A 13548-nucleotide genomic window follows, 5' to 3' on the forward strand; every position below is an offset into this window, starting at 1 on the left:
AAGATTCCTTACAGATCCAGGATCAGGTCAGTGCTCGGGGCACTGATGCACAGGCGGACCTGTGCGGTGGGTTCGTTGCTGCGCTCACCGGTCAACAGGTGCCGCGTGGTGCCGGATTGGCGCGCGCAGGCGCAGCTGTTGCAAATGCCCATGCGGCAGCCATGTGCCGGCCGCAGGCCTTGCGCTTCCAGTCCTTCCAGCAGCGACTGGCCGCGCGCCAGGGTGAGCGTACGGCCGCTGCGTGACAGCTGGACCTGCACGTGCCCGGCCTCGCTTTCGTCCAGTGCCGGCACGCTGAAGGCTTCGGCCTGGAATGCGGCCACGCGCCCTTGCAAGCGCTCGCGCGCCGCCTGCACGAAGCCGCCCGGGCCGCAGACCATCACATGGCGCTGGTCCAACGCGGCAATGTGATCCAACGGATAGGTATCGATACGTGCGGCCGGCGTCTCGCCTTCGCGGGTGGTCAGCAACCGCACCCGCAGGCGCGGATGCGCGGCCACCAGCGCGTTGAATTCGTCGACAAAGCAGGCTTCGTCGCGCTGGCGCACCCAATACAGCAGGTCCACGTCCATCGGCATGCCGGCTTGCGCGGCGGCCTGCAGCAGCGCGCGCATCGGGGTGATGCCCGAGCCGGCGGCCAGCAGCAGTAGCGGGGCGGGCGTGGTCGGCAACAGCATGTCGCCGAAGGCCGGGTCCAGCGACACCACCGTGCCCAGCGTCGCATCGCGCGCCAGGTACCGGCTAACCTGCCCACCCTCGATCGCCTTGACGGTGATCGCAAGGCGGCCGTCGGCCAGCACCGTCGGGCTATAGCTGCGCAACAAGCGGCGGCCGTCGATCTCCACCCCCAGGCTCACATGCTGGCCGGCCTGCAGGCCCTGCCAATGCCCATTGGGCTGCAACACCAGGGTCACTGCGTCGCGGCTGGCCGGGCTGCGCTCGACCAGCCGCGCCATCGGGCGCTCCAGCGTCCACAGCGGGTTGATCCGGGTTGCCCAGAAATCGAACAACTGCGGCGACACCAACCGACGCGCCAGGCGTGCCGGCAGCGGGGACTTGGACTTGGGAGGAGATGCCAGGTTCATGGGGTGCACTATACGCATGCATGCACAGCCGTGTATACACTTGTATATCGGCTGGAGGGGCTATGATTCACGCCCACGCCCGGCTGCCGCCTCATGACCTCCATCGCCCTGCCTTCCCACGACGCGCCGCCGTCACGCAAGCCGGCGATTTCACGCGAGGACCTGATCGCCGCGGCGCTCTCGCTGATCGGCCCGCACCGCAGCCTGTCCACGCTGAGCCTGCGCGAAGTGGCACGCGAGGCCGGCATCGCGCCGAACAGCTTCTACCGCCAGTTCCGCGACATGGACGAGCTCGCCGTGGCCTTGATCGACCTGGCCGGGCGTTCGCTGCGCACCATCATCGGCCAGGCCCGCCAACGCGCCACCTCCACCGACCGCAGCGTGATCCGCGTTTCGGTCGAGGCGTTCATGGAACAGCTGCGCGCCGACGACAAGCTGCTGCACGTGCTGCTGCGCGAAGGCGCGGTGGGTTCGGACGCCTTCAAGCAGGCAGTGGAGCGCGAGCTCAGCTATTTCGAAGACGAGCTGCGCGTGGACCTGATCCGCCTGGCCGCCGCCGACAACGCCAAGCTGCATGCACCGGCACTGGTATCCAAGGCGATCACGCGGCTGGTGTTTGCCATGGGCGCAGTGGCGATGGACTCCCCGCCAGAGAAAGACCCCGAGCTGGTCGAACAGATCTCGCAGATGCTGCGCATGATCCTGACCGGCGCGCGCACCCTGGGCACGCACGGCGGTTGATTGTCTGCGTTGGCGTCGGTGCGCAGGGGCAGTGGCATCGGCGCATGGAACAGCGTGCACGCCGATTCTGAGCAAGACATACACACCGTCTGACGACTGCTCGCTACATGCTGTCGGCGTGCGTCATCTGCAATACCTGACATCAAGTCATTGCCAGACAACGACCGTCTCATTCAAATCCAATACCGCCTTGCGGTCGTTACACAACTGCATTCTCTTTCGACTGCCAGAAAGATAATCCGAAAAATAATTGAATAAAGTGCTTGCGCAATGAAAAAGACGCAGGTAATGTTCGCGCCCTCAGCAGGAACGCCTGCGCTTTTACCGAACCGACCTCATGCGCCTGCTCCATTCCGCCACATTCAATCGACTGCCCAGCGCACACCGCGCAGCATCGTTTGTGCGCACGGAAAAAGCAGCCGTGCGCATCACCCGATTCGACTGATGTCCTGACAAGGAGATCGGTCACCCGATCTCCGAGGCAAGCGAACGCCCTCGGATGCTGCATCCGGGGGCGTTTTTCGTTATGCGTTCGCATCGCATCGTGTGGATGACCTTCCAGACACCCGAGCATGGATTGCCCGACAACATGGACGTTGCAAAGCGGTCAGGCGCGAAAGCGCTGTGCCCAGGTGTCGGGCACGGGCGGCGCGTGGTCATGCACACACTAGAATTACCGTTTGAATAAAACGGTGATCAGAAACACTGCGAAAGAGATTCAGCGGCCTGGAGTTTATTCCAGCTGGTGCGCGCGGCTGTGCCGTGGCGTATACCGAAGCCTTTCTCATGTTTCTCGTTATGGGTATCGGCTCCTGGTGGAGCGGCGGCAAGTACGCAGGCCCGGTTCAATTCCGGAATACTCACCACTGGATAGCTCAGCGGGTAGAGCAACAGATTTGTAATCTGTCTGTCGCGGGTTCGAATCCCGCTCCATGCATGACCTTATTGGTCATCTCTCGGGACGCAAGTCCCTTTACGGAAACGCCCATGCCGCAGGCAAACAGGCAACCCATCGCCTGACTGCCTGCAGCAGCGGCGCCGTAGCCGGGCCCTTGCCCTGAAGGCGCGTGCTGCCCCGTTCGCGACCGCTACGCACTACATCGCACAGCGGCAGCAACGCGCATGCAGGCGCCAACAGCGCATCGCGCCCCGCACGGCCGCCGTCACCGGCGTTTCCACCTTTCAACGCCGCGTTGCATCGGCACACGTTTCGCCAGCAGTCCGATCCGGGCGGCGCGACGGCAGTCACTTTGGATCGGACCACCAGAGCCAAACCTAACAGGAGTAATGCCATGTTTTGGACCAAGAGGGTCGTGATCGGTGACGGCGAGCGCGGCCTGGTGTATCGCAACCGTCGGTTCGCGCGCGTGCTCGTCCCCGGTGTCTATCGCCTGTTCGACCCACTGGGCCGCAGCGAGATCATCGTCCACGCCATCTATGTCGGCCCCGATGCGGAGATGCTGATCGACACGCTCGGCAGCACCCTGGCGCAGCACTTCGTGCTGGCCGATATCGGGACCGCGCAGGTCGGCCTGCTGATCCGCAACGGCAAGCTTGAGGAGGTGCTGCCACCAGGCACGCGCGCGCTGTACTGGCGTGGCCCGGCAGCGATCGAAGTGCAGACCCTGCCGCTGGGCGATGGGCTGCAGGTGCCGACCGATGTGCAGCGCAGGTTGCGTCAGCTCGGCACGCTGTCGCGGGTGGCGGTGTGCATGGACGTGCCCGCCGGGTCGCAAGGGCTGGTGTTCGTCGATGGCAAGCTGGTTGCACCGTTCGGCCCGGGGGCGTATGCGTTCTGGAATTTCCAGAAGAACATCGCCACCGAAGTGATCGATCTGCGCGTGCAGTCGGTCGAGGTGTCCGGGCAGGAGCTGTTGACGCGCGACAAGGTGTCGTTGCGGGTCAACCTGGCCGCCAGCATGCGCGTCACCGATGCCGTGGCGATGCGCACGCGCGTGGACAAGGCCGGCGATTATCTGTACCGCGAGTTGCAATACGGCTTGCGGCGTGCGGTGTCGGCCAAGACGCTGGACGAGTTGCTGGGCGACAAGGCCAGCCTGGATGCGGATATCTTCGGGTATGTGCGTGGCAGCGTGAGCGGCTTCGGTATCGAGGTGCTGGGCGTCGGCGTCAAGGACGTGATCCTGCCGGGCGAAATGCGCGAGATCCTCAATGCGGTCGTGCAGGCGGAAAAGCAGGCGCAAGCCAACGTCATCCGTCGGCGCGAAGAGGCCAACGCCACGCGTTCGTTGCTCAACACCGCCAAGCTGATCGAAGACAGCCCGGTGCTGATGCGTTTGAAAGAACTGGAGGCGCTGGAAAAGGTCACCGAAAAGATCGACAAGCTCACCGTGTTCGGCGGCCTGGATGGCGTGCTGAAGCAATTGGTGACGATCAGGCAATGAAGGCTGCGCGTGGCGGAAGGATCTGCCACGCACTGCCGCAAGGGAATGACGACAATGAGTACCTCACACCACTTTGAATTTCTGCATGCCGAAGGCAGCACTACCCCGATCAAGGGCTGGGTGCGCGGCGTGCCACTGGAAGCGCAGGCGCATGCACAGTTGCGCAACATCGCCGCAGTGCCGTTCGTCGGTCCGTGGGTCGCGGTGATGCCCGACGTGCATCTGGGCAAAGGTGCAACCGTGGGCTCGGTCATCCCGACCCGTGGCGCCATCATCCCGGCAGCGGTGGGCGTGGACATCGGCTGCGGCATGGCCGCCGTACGTACCACGCTGCGTGCCAACGACCTGCCGGACAATCTGGCGCAGTTGCGCTCCAGCATCGAGCGCAGCGTGCCGGTGGGCAACGGTCGCGGCGGTGAACACCGCACGCTGCCCGACAGCATCGAAACCCGCATCGCGCAGTCGGGGTTGGTGCAACGTCTGGACGCGATCAAACAGCAGCACAGGCGCATCCGCACCGACAAGCTCGAATGCCAGATCGGCACGCTGGGCGGCGGCAATCACTTCATCGAACTCTGCCTGGACGAATCCGATGCGGTGTGGGTGATGCTGCACAGCGGCTCGCGTGGCACCGGCAACCTGATCGGCAGCTACTTCATCGAGCGCGCACGTGAGCAACTGGCGCAACGTGTGCTGGGCTTTCATCTGCCCGACAAGGACCTGGCCTTCTTCATGCAGGGCGAGCCTTTGTTCGACGAGTACGTCGAAGCGGTGTCGTGGGCGCAGGATTATGCCCGCGAGAATCGCGAGGCGATGATGGCGCGCGTGCTGGCCGAGATGCGTCACCGCTTGCCCAAGTTCCAGCTGGAAAAGCGCGCGGTCAACTGCCACCACAACTATGTGCAGAAGGAGACGCACGCTGGCGAGGAGCTGTTGATCACCCGCAAGGGCGCAGTGAGCGCACGTGCCGGCGAGCTGGGCATCATTCCGGGCAGCATGGGCACGCGCAGCTACATCGTGCGCGGGCTGGGCAACACCGACAGTTTCCATAGCTGCAGCCATGGCGCCGGGCGCGTGATGAGCAGGACCGCTGCACGCGCGCAGATCACGCTGGCACAGCACCGCCAGGCTACCGCGCATGTGGAATGGCGCAAGGATGAGGCAGTGATCGACGAGTCGCCTGCCGCGTACAAGTCGATCGAGGCGGTAATGGCGGCGCAACAAGACCTGGTGGAAGTCCTGCACACCCTGCGCCAGGTGGTGTGCAGCAAGGGATAGGCGAAGGGCCGCATGAGAGGCCCTTTTTTTGTCGCAGACAGGTTGCGCGCATGCGTCAGCAAGCTCATCCACGATGGCATGCACAGTTCAGTCATGTCGCGACAGCACTCACATCAAAGCACGCACGTTTCACTCTTCCAACGCCATCGTTGCGCCTCGTTCGCGGCCTGATTCCACAGGACGCATCCATCAGGCAACCGGAGGCGGTATGAGCAATCTCGACAAGCAGGAACGCAAGGAAGAAGCAAAGGATTTGAACCGCGACCCGATCTCCGGTGCACCCGGTTCGCATCCGGTAGGTGTGGGCGTCGGCGGCATCGCCGGTGGCGCGGCAGCGGGCGCGCTCGCAGGCACGGTGTTCGGCCCATTGGGCACCTTGATCGGGGCGGCAGCCGGCGTACTCGCAGGCGCCGCAGCCGGCAAGGGCGTCGCCGAACGGCTCGATCCGACCGTGGAAACCGAATACTGGCGCCAGGAGCACCAGAACCGTCCTTACTACAAGGAAGGCACCGACTACGATCGCGATTACGCAACCGTCTACGGCTTCGGTCTGCAGGCACGCGAAACCCGCCCCACCAGTACCTGGGAAGAAACCGAAGCCACGCTGGCCGGCGAATGGCCGCGCAACCGCGGCGAATCGCGGCTGGAATGGGACCAAGCGCGCCTGGCGGCACGTGACGCCTGGGAGCGTGCAGACCGTACCCACACCGTCTATCGCGACAACGACACGCATTACGAAGGCCGCTTCGACAGTGCCAGCTACCGCGATGCCGACTATTCCTATGACGACTATCGCCCGGCTTACCGCTACGGTATGCAGGCACGCCAGCAGCACGCCGGCCGCCAGTGGGACGACCATCTGGAACGCGACCTGGGCGATGGCTGGGACCGTTTCAAGGCCAATTCGCGCCTGAGCTGGGAGAAGGCCAAGCACGCAGTGCGCGAAGCATTCGATTCAGAGCGGCATGATGCAGCGGCCCATCGCAATCCGACCGATCCGCGGGTGTAAGCGCTGGGCATAGCCACGCGCTAACACGCAGCGCCACCAATGCACTCCGTTGAATCAGAACGGGCCCCAGCGGGCCCGTTCTGCGTTGCGCGGGTTATGCACGTTGAAAAGGGCGATCAGCGGCCGGCAAGGCAAATCGATGCCGGCATGCATCTCACGCCACGCATTCGCACAAGGCAACGCCAAGCGCGCTGCACGTTGCAACACCGCGAGAACGATGCATGCGCGGTGGCCATCGCCACTGCATGCGCCTCAGCTCGTCACGGACCCTCAACCTGAAGTCTTTTCCACCGCACGGATATTGCCGCGGAATGCGGGAGCGACCTGTCCCGACGGCGTCGCAGCAGCGCCTTGCTGGTCCTTGAGCAGTTGCTTGCGCGTGGCCACCACTTCCTTGGCCAGCGCAATGCGACGGCCGACCACCATTTCTGTCAGCCAGTCGATGAGTGCACGCGTGTATTGCTGCTGGTGTTCCTTGATGCTCAGCGCATGATCGGCGCCAGCAATCACCCGTGAGGTCAATGAACGTGCCTGCACGAAGGCCTCCGCATAGTTGTGTAGCACCGGATGCGGCACGATCACATCGTGTTCGGCTTCCACCAACAGCACATCGCCCTTGTAGGCAGCGCAGGCGGCCAGGGCGATGTTGTCCTGCGGAGCCATGCGCTGCTGGCGATATGCCATCAACTCCGGGTCGGCATTGAGGCTGATCTTGGGTTGGTCCCAATGCGCATCCTTGTAGAGCGCCGGCGAACGCAACGCCAGCCATTCCACCGGGCGCTCGCGCGTCAGCAGCGCGGACAGATAACCGCCGTAACTCAGGCCGACCACCGCGATCGATTGCGCATCCACGTACGGCAGGCTCGCCAACTGATCGTAAGCGGCCTTGATGTCGTCCAGGTTCTGCGCGCGTGTGACGGTCTGGCGCATCGATGCATAGCCCTCATGGCCACGCAGATCGAAGGTCATGCAGATGCACCCCAGGCCCGCGGCCTCGCGTGCTCGTACCAGGCTGTGGTGCTGGCTGCCGCCCCAGCCATGTACGAACAGGACCGCAGGCATGCCTGAGGGCGTCAGCAAGGTGCCACTGAGTGCGTCGTTGCCGACCGGGATATCGATGCTGGAAAGTTTGGCTTCCATTACGTCGTAGCGACCCTCCTGTATTTGTAGCGCGGCCCCGGCCCGGGCTGCGTTGCGCGGTAGTAGATCTGCGCGTCGGCCGGCGGCTCGCCCTGATAAATCTCATGGGTGGAGGCACTCACCCACTGCAATGCAGGATCGTGCTGGAACGCGCCAATTGCAGCGAGCTCGGCGGGCGTGGCGCCACCGATCCGCCAGGATTGTTCAAGCACGCCGCACACCCTCGTGTTGCTGGCATCCTCGCCGCTGACCACATCGTAGTTACGCCGCGAGATCTGCAGCTCAGGATAAGCAGCAGTGATGAATCGATCGTATCTGCAGGCCTGTTCGACCACACGCTGCTCCAGCGGCGGCAGTGCGGTCGCCATCAGCGCCTCCAGCGATCCCCGATACACGCGCAGCGACGAGCCGCCATAGACATCGCCGCCGTCTGCATTGCGCACGCTGCATTGGGTGCCGTAATACGCGATCCTGATGCCGGCGACACACAGTTCGCCCACGCTGTGGGTCAATGGCTGCAGGATATTGCGCTCCAACACCGCGCCGTGCGTGCCCAGATAGTCCTCGGGCAGGCTATCCAACACCTGCATCAGATGTACTGTATCGGCAATGCGCCACTGGTCGTTGCCACCCACACCGGTGGGCAGTTTCAGGCGCACTTCCCCGCCGCTCGATAACGCCTGCCACGCATGTACCGCATCCGGGTGCGAAAACACGGTGTAGCCCGGTAGCGTTGCCGGAATCAATGCTTTAGCCAACGCCTGATCCCACCCCGCAAGACAGGCGGCATCGTCGGTCACCAGCGGGTGACCGATCACCTTGGTGGCAAGGAACGCATGCGGAACGATCCCACCAAGCAAATCGCCCGCGCCACGAATGCCAAGGCCACGTGCTTGCGTGGTGGTGAGCGTGTCGTCGGGCACATGAAATGTTCCAACCTCGATGAGGCCATCGCCCGCAACCCCGGCATCGCGCGCGCCCAACAACCTGGCGATCTCGCTGCATACCCATGCATGCGTGGCGCGTTCATGCCCATGCTCGGCCACCAGGCGCGTAGCGTGCCCACGCACCTGCCGATACTGCGTCTGAGCCATGACCTCTCCCCCTGCGGCTAGGCCGCGCGTCGTTGCTGGCCTCATCGCAGCTGGGGAACGGAAAGGACGGCGCAGTGGCGCGATACGGCTATTTCAATGCCAGATACAGGCCCAGCACGATCAGCACCACCACGATCAAACTGATGGCAACACGCCCACCACGCAGCTCCACCAAGGCATGCCACCACACCCGCGCTTCGGGAGTGCCGCTGGCATGGTGCGGCTTACCACCACTGCTTTTGCTGTCCTGCATCCTCAGTACTCTTTCCATTACATCACCACACAGCTTAAGGATGCGACGTTACACAGGTGTGGAGCAGTTCAGAATCTTCCGTGAAATGCAGCACTGCGTGAGCGACTGCGCGTGTGATTTTGCATCGAGGCGCTTTCACAGCGTGCAAGGCGCAATCCGTTACGGTGAGCTGGCGTGCGAAAACGTGGCCGCCTTGCCATCAACGCCATGGCCACGGAGTCATCGCGTGCTTCATGTAATCACGTAGATACACCTGCATGCATAGCGTGTAGAAACGCCGGACCAGTCTGACCAATTAAGCCTGCACCGGCGCACAGCGCTGCAATGGTCGGGTTCGATGATCATTCGTTGACATACCCGCAGTTACCCTGCACGTCAAGTTTGTTTATCCCGGAACACCTCAAGTCATGAGCAGAGATCCATCCGTCATCGATGTACAAGCCGAAATCGCGCATTGGCAGGCGCGGCACGCCCAGGGCAACCTCGGCTCGGGCAAGTTCAGCGAGTTGTCCCCGGTGGTGAAAATGGCCTGCGATATCTATTTGCAGGCACCGCGATCGAGTGATCAGGAACGTCTGCGCCTGTTCCGCGACCGCTTGGAGCACCACTTCATTTCGTCCAACACCCAGTCCAACTACGAACAGCTAGCCACCGATTGCTGGCAGCGTCTGGGCACGCGCAATAGTTGAGTACGCAGTACCGAGCAATACCTGTTTTTCATTGGAGATCGTCATGAAAACCCCGTATCAAGTGCAGCAGGAGCTGGAACGACTGGAGCGGTTGGTTCCGCACATCGTCAGCGACCAGGGCGACCGCGCGGAGGAAATCCTTGGCTTCCACGTCGCCAGTTTGCTGGGTAGCGCCCCCACCAGCGAACACGCGCTGATCCGCGAACGCACGGCACGCATGGCACGCACCTGTCGCAGTGCGCAGGACGCAGTGCGCGCTCCGAAGATTCCAGCCAGATCATTGGGCATAACGCCCGTCGCCCAGCCGCAATGGGCCTGATCGACGCATTCCCCGGAGCCGCATAGCGGCTCCGTTGCATACACCCAGCGGCACTGCCGATTCATTCCAGGACATCCATGAAATCCACGCTCGTTACTGCTTCGCTGCTGGCCATGCTCACCCTTACTGCTTGCGATCGTCCCGGTGGCGATGCGTCGCGTACTGCCCCGGCAGTGTCGCCGGAACCGACCGCTGCACCGGTCAGCGGCAGCGGCGCGACCGAACTGGCCAAGGGGGATGCCGCAGTGCTGGGCGTGCTGGCAGCCATCGACGAGAACGAGATTGCGCTCGCCAAGCAGGCCATCGAACAGGATCTGGGCGGCGCCACCGGCGAATTCGCGCAGCAGATGCTGCACGACCACGAAGCCAACCTTGAAAAGACCAAGGCCCTCGGTGCAGCGGAAAGCCCGCGCGCCGACGCCATGCGTGCCAAGGGCAAGGCCTCCGTGGAAGCGCTGTCCAAGACCCTGACCCTGCCCGATGGCAAGGACGCGTACCGCAATGCCTTCATGCGCAACATGGTCATCGACCACGGCGACACCATCAAGATCCTCGATTCGGAGCTGCTGCCCGCCGCCGAAAGCGCACCGGTGAAACAGCATCTGGAAGAGACCCGCCGCGTGGTGTCGGCACATTTCGAACGCGCCCACGCGGTGTCTTCGTCCAAGTAAGCAACTGATCAAGCCGTTACCTGCAAACGCGCCGGCACGCCCGGCGCGTTTGCGTTTGCGGGCCGGCAACGGCGTACCTGGGCCATGCGTTTGTCTTGGCCTAAGAGTGGCTGACAAAGTGCTGGGCAGTCGTGAGGCGGGCCCGACAACGCTTGGCATCGGCGCCGAAGTGCATCGGCATATAAGGATCTGGTGCGCCATGGCTCCTGGGCGGGGCCTTCCGCCTTGTGACGACTGCTCACCCTGTGTTGCCAGCCGCTCCGGGACCACAGCGCGACATGCAGCCGGCGTGCACGATGCATCGCCGCGCAGCTTCACCTCGCTTGGCTGCGCCCTGGCCTATCGTGCCGCATCGATTCGGCCCAGGGGCCTCTCATGCAATTGCTCATCACTGGCGGCACCGGCTTCATCGGCCAGGCCTTGTGCCCGGCATTGCTGCAGGCCGGGCACAAGGTCAGCGTCTTGACCCGCGACCCGCGCCGCGCCAGCCGCAAGCTGCCGGGCGTCACCGCAGTGGACACGCTGGACGGCGTGCGCGCCGATGCGGTAATCAATCTGGCCGGCGAGCCGTTGGCCGCCGGCCGCTGGAGCGATGCGAGCAAGCAGCGCTTCCGCGCATCTCGCCTGGGCATGACCCGCCAGTTGCATGACTGGATCGCGCAGCAGCCGGTCGCGCAGCGCCCCGCGGTGCTGATTTCCGGGTCGGCCGTGGGCTATTACGGCGAACGTGGCGACACCGTGTTGACCGAAACCGACACCGCCGGCGACGACTTTTCTGCCGTGCTGTGCCGCGACTGGGAAGCCGAAGCCAATACCATTGCCGCCCTCGGCCCGCGCGTGAGCTGGGTGCGCACCGGCATCGTGCTGGACCGCGATGGCGGCGCGCTGGCCCGCATGCTGCCGGCATTCCGCTTCGGCGGCGGCGGGCCGTTCGGCGATGGCCGCCACTGGATGAGCTGGATCCATCGCGCCGACATGGTCGCGCTGCTGCTGTGGTTGCTGCAGCACGGCGAGCCCGGCGCCTACAACGCGACCGCGCCCAACCCGGTCACCAACGCCGACTTCGCGCGCACGCTGGCCCAGGTGCTGCACCGCCCCGCCCTGCTGGCGCTGCCGGCCGGCGTGCTGCGGCTGGGCTTCGGCGAAATGGCCGACCTGCTGCTGGTCAGCCAACGCGTGCTGCCGCAACGCGCGCTCGCTGCCGGCTTCGGCTTCCAGTACGCCCACCTGGACGCGGCGCTGCGCGCCATTCTGCAGCGCTGAGCGGTAGCCAGGATGCTGGGCGGACGGCACGCCAGCCTGCGCTGCGTGCCGCCGGGGTGAAGTGACCCCCAAAAGTTGGACAGTTGGCAATCAGACGACGTGCGTGGCCTGTTGCCGGTACTTACCGGGCTCAGGCCTTTCAATTTCAGCTTGATGCGGTCTTCGTTGTGGTACCTGATGTACTCCACCAGCCCGGCTTCCAGGCTGTCGATGCTGTCAAAGCGGTTGAGGTAGAAAAATTCCGACTTCAGCGTCCCGAAGAAGCTCTCCATGGCCGCGTTATCCAGGCAGTTGCCGCGTCGGGACATGCTTTGTGTCAGACAGTGCTGTTCGAGCTGATGCCGGTAGGTCGCGTGCTGGTAGTGCCATCCCTGGTCAGAGTGGACCAGCGGCCGAGCGTCGGGCGACAGTTTTTTGATTGCCTGATCCAGCACCAGCCTTGGCGCCTACGACGCGGCCAAGACCGGCATCCGCCCGGGCGCCAAACAGTTGGTCGAGGGGATGCGGTAGGCCTTGCTGCGCTCATCGCGTGCGTAGTGCGGGTGCGCAGGGAGAGTCCCTTCTCCCGCCGGGAGAGGTGCTCCGCAGGGGCGGATGAGGGTACGGGAGCAGCCTCGTGGGGTTTGGTGGTCGGAGCGTCGCGCTGCTGACCGAGCACCATGCGGTTGAACGAAGCGTCCCGCTGTCGAATGCGCGTGTGGCTTTGCCCCGTACCCTCACCCCAACCCCTCTCCCGCAGGAGAGGGGCTTTCAGTGGCGCGGTGCATCATCCCCTTCTCCCGCCGGGAGAAGGTGCCCCGCAGGGGCGGATGAGGGTACGGGCGCAGCCTCGTGGGGTTTGGTGGTCGGAGCGTCGCGCTGCTGACCGAGCACCATGCGGTTGAACGAAGCGTCGCGCTGTCGAATGCGTGAGTGGCTTCGCCCCGCACCCTCACCCCAACCCCTTATCTCTTGGCGATCTGCCAGATTAGGTGTCGAGAGCCGGCGTGGTCGACCGATAACCCACAGGTCTAAACAACCGCGGGAGAGCGAGGTCGCCACGCCGGGATCTCCTGGCAAACGCCCGAACAGTTGCTGGAGTTGGCACTCGTAACGATCAGGCTGGGCAGCCCAGGAGAGCTCTCGACCCTTCGAGCATAGCGGAGTTTTTCCATGGCATACGGCGTAGGTATCGATGTCAGCAAGCAGTGGTTGGATGTGCATGTGCATGGCTGCAAAGGCGAGCGGCGCTTCCCCAACACGGCGGCAGGTCTGCGCCAGCTGCGCAGCTGGCTGGGACACATGGAGCTGCACCAAGTGGTGCTGGAGGCCACGGGCGGCTACGAACTGGCAGCGCTGGATGCGCTGCATGCGGCCGGCCTGCCGGTGGCGCGTGTGAACCCTCGCCAAGCGCGTGACTTTGCCAAGGCCATCGGCCAACTGGCCAAGACCGACACCTTGGATGCGCGTGTGTTGGCGCAGATGGCGATGGTGGTATCACTCACGCCCTACCAGCCGCTGGAAGGCTGGCGCCGTCAGCTGCGCGAGTACCAGCAGCGCCGCACGCAGGTGTTGGCGACGGTGCAGCAGGAGCGCCAGCGGCTGTCTCAACTGACCGATGT

General features: G+C 64.1%; 14 protein-coding genes and 1 pseudogene. 9 read left to right on the top strand and 6 right to left on the bottom strand.

Translation table 11 applies throughout. The features are described from left to right. Window positions 1–8: 8 nt before the first annotated feature. Entirely contained in the window at window positions 9–1085 is a 1077-nt protein-coding gene (locus A7D16_RS11270; RefSeq protein WP_064632698.1) for a ferredoxin reductase, read from the bottom strand. 93 nt (window positions 1086–1178) lie between these two features. Here A7D16_RS11270 and fabR point away from each other — a divergent pair, with 93 nt between their 5' ends. Further along, window positions 1179–1826 carry an HTH-type transcriptional repressor FabR gene (gene fabR / locus A7D16_RS11275; RefSeq protein WP_006449004.1) on the top strand — a complete coding sequence of 216 codons (648 nt, stop codon included), beginning with the start codon at window positions 1179–1181 and terminating at the stop codon, window positions 1824–1826. 199 nt (window positions 1827–2025) lie between these two features. On the opposite strand, the gene A7D16_RS23625 is transcribed toward fabR, so the two are convergent. Then, window positions 2026–2295, bottom strand: a complete 270-nt coding sequence (locus A7D16_RS23625) for a hypothetical protein (protein WP_162577196.1) — start codon at window positions 2293–2295, stop codon at window positions 2026–2028. 823 nt (window positions 2296–3118) lie between these two features. Here A7D16_RS23625 and A7D16_RS11290 point away from each other — a divergent pair. The 3 genes from A7D16_RS11290 to A7D16_RS11300 all read left to right on the top strand — a co-directional run bounded on the left by A7D16_RS11290 (window position 3119) and on the right by A7D16_RS11300 (window position 6518). Then, window positions 3119–4231, top strand: coding sequence for a slipin family protein (locus A7D16_RS11290; RefSeq protein WP_064632702.1), 1113 nt, complete (start codon window positions 3119–3121; stop codon window positions 4229–4231). A gap of 54 nt (window positions 4232–4285) precedes the next feature. Beyond that, window positions 4286–5509, top strand: coding sequence for an RtcB family protein (locus tag A7D16_RS11295; RefSeq protein ID WP_064632703.1), 1224 nt, complete (start codon window positions 4286–4288; stop codon window positions 5507–5509). A gap of 208 nt (window positions 5510–5717) precedes the next feature. Then, a complete protein-coding gene (locus A7D16_RS11300; RefSeq protein WP_064632706.1) occupies window positions 5718–6518 on the top strand; it encodes a hypothetical protein in 801 nt (266 codons plus the stop codon). 270 nt (window positions 6519–6788) lie between these two features. Here the strand turns inward: A7D16_RS11300 and A7D16_RS11305 are convergent, their stop codons facing one another. The 3 genes from A7D16_RS11305 to A7D16_RS23745 form a co-directional block, all read right to left on the bottom strand. Then, window positions 6789–7658, bottom strand: a complete 870-nt coding sequence (locus A7D16_RS11305) for an alpha/beta hydrolase family protein (RefSeq protein WP_064632709.1) — start codon at window positions 7656–7658, stop codon at window positions 6789–6791. Beyond that, on the bottom strand, window positions 7658–8752 hold the full coding sequence (locus tag A7D16_RS11310; protein WP_064632711.1) for a DUF3182 family protein: 1095 nt from the start codon (window positions 8750–8752) through the stop codon (window positions 7658–7660). The genes A7D16_RS11305 and A7D16_RS11310 overlap by 1 nt, the downstream gene beginning before the upstream one ends. 88 nt (window positions 8753–8840) lie before the next feature. Then, window positions 8841–9005: a hypothetical protein gene (locus A7D16_RS23745; protein WP_064632714.1), complete on the bottom strand. Its 165-nt coding sequence runs from the start codon at window positions 9003–9005 to the stop codon at window positions 8841–8843. A gap of 407 nt (window positions 9006–9412) precedes the next feature. Here A7D16_RS23745 and A7D16_RS11320 point away from each other — a divergent pair, with 407 nt between their 5' ends. The 4 genes from A7D16_RS11320 (at window position 9413) to A7D16_RS11335 (ending at window position 11947) form a co-directional block, all read left to right on the top strand. After that, window positions 9413–9694 (top strand): hypothetical protein, encoded by a 282-nt coding sequence (locus A7D16_RS11320; protein ID WP_064632716.1) that lies wholly within the window; start codon window positions 9413–9415, stop codon window positions 9692–9694. A gap of 43 nt (window positions 9695–9737) precedes the next feature. Continuing rightward, entirely contained in the window at window positions 9738–10013 is a 276-nt protein-coding gene (locus A7D16_RS11325; protein WP_064632729.1) for a hypothetical protein, read from the top strand. 77 nt (window positions 10014–10090) lie between these two features. Continuing rightward, window positions 10091–10684: a DUF4142 domain-containing protein gene (locus tag A7D16_RS11330; protein WP_064632718.1), complete on the top strand. Its 594-nt coding sequence runs from the start codon at window positions 10091–10093 to the stop codon at window positions 10682–10684. Window positions 10685–11059: 375 nt separating this feature from the next. Further along, on the top strand, window positions 11060–11947 hold the full coding sequence (locus A7D16_RS11335) for a TIGR01777 family oxidoreductase (RefSeq protein ID WP_064632720.1): 888 nt from the start codon (window positions 11060–11062) through the stop codon (window positions 11945–11947). Between the two features lie 104 nt (window positions 11948–12051). Here the strand turns inward: A7D16_RS11335 and A7D16_RS21525 are convergent. After that, a pseudogene (locus tag A7D16_RS21525) lies at window positions 12052–12381 on the bottom strand (IS3 family transposase); the annotation flags it as partial. Window positions 12382–13099: 718 nt separating this feature from the next. Between A7D16_RS21525 and A7D16_RS11340 the strand changes: the two are divergent. Next, window positions 13100–13548: IS110 family transposase (locus A7D16_RS11340; RefSeq protein WP_153043145.1), on the top strand; the 449-nt coding region annotated here is incomplete at its 3' end.

Source organism: Xanthomonas nasturtii, from assembly GCF_001660815.1.
Lineage (GTDB): Bacteria > Pseudomonadota > Gammaproteobacteria > Xanthomonadales > Xanthomonadaceae > Xanthomonas > Xanthomonas nasturtii.

What these genes read in the sequence shown, in the direction of transcription:
- A7D16_RS11270 (WP_064632698.1), bottom strand. Translation starts at nt 1,085, where the DNA reads ATGAACCTGGCATCTCCTCCCAAGTCCAAGTCCCCGCTGCCGGCACGC.
- fabR (WP_006449004.1), top strand. Translation starts at nt 1,179, where the DNA reads ATGACCTCCATCGCCCTGCCTTCCCACGACGCGCCGCCGTCACGCAAG.
- A7D16_RS11290 (WP_064632702.1), top strand. Translation starts at nt 3,119, where the DNA reads ATGTTTTGGACCAAGAGGGTCGTGATCGGTGACGGCGAGCGCGGCCTG.
- A7D16_RS11295 (WP_064632703.1), top strand. Translation starts at nt 4,286, where the DNA reads ATGAGTACCTCACACCACTTTGAATTTCTGCATGCCGAAGGCAGCACT.
- A7D16_RS11300 (WP_064632706.1), top strand. Translation starts at nt 5,718, where the DNA reads ATGAGCAATCTCGACAAGCAGGAACGCAAGGAAGAAGCAAAGGATTTG.
- A7D16_RS11305 (WP_064632709.1), bottom strand. Translation starts at nt 7,658, where the DNA reads ATGGAAGCCAAACTTTCCAGCATCGATATCCCGGTCGGCAACGACGCA.
- A7D16_RS11310 (WP_064632711.1), bottom strand. Translation starts at nt 8,752, where the DNA reads ATGGCTCAGACGCAGTATCGGCAGGTGCGTGGGCACGCTACGCGCCTG.
- A7D16_RS23745 (WP_064632714.1), bottom strand. Translation starts at nt 9,005, where the DNA reads ATGCAGGACAGCAAAAGCAGTGGTGGTAAGCCGCACCATGCCAGCGGC.
- A7D16_RS11320 (WP_064632716.1), top strand. Translation starts at nt 9,413, where the DNA reads ATGAGCAGAGATCCATCCGTCATCGATGTACAAGCCGAAATCGCGCAT.
- A7D16_RS11325 (WP_064632729.1), top strand. Translation starts at nt 9,738, where the DNA reads ATGAAAACCCCGTATCAAGTGCAGCAGGAGCTGGAACGACTGGAGCGG.
- A7D16_RS11330 (WP_064632718.1), top strand. Translation starts at nt 10,091, where the DNA reads ATGAAATCCACGCTCGTTACTGCTTCGCTGCTGGCCATGCTCACCCTT.
- A7D16_RS11335 (WP_064632720.1), top strand. Translation starts at nt 11,060, where the DNA reads ATGCAATTGCTCATCACTGGCGGCACCGGCTTCATCGGCCAGGCCTTG.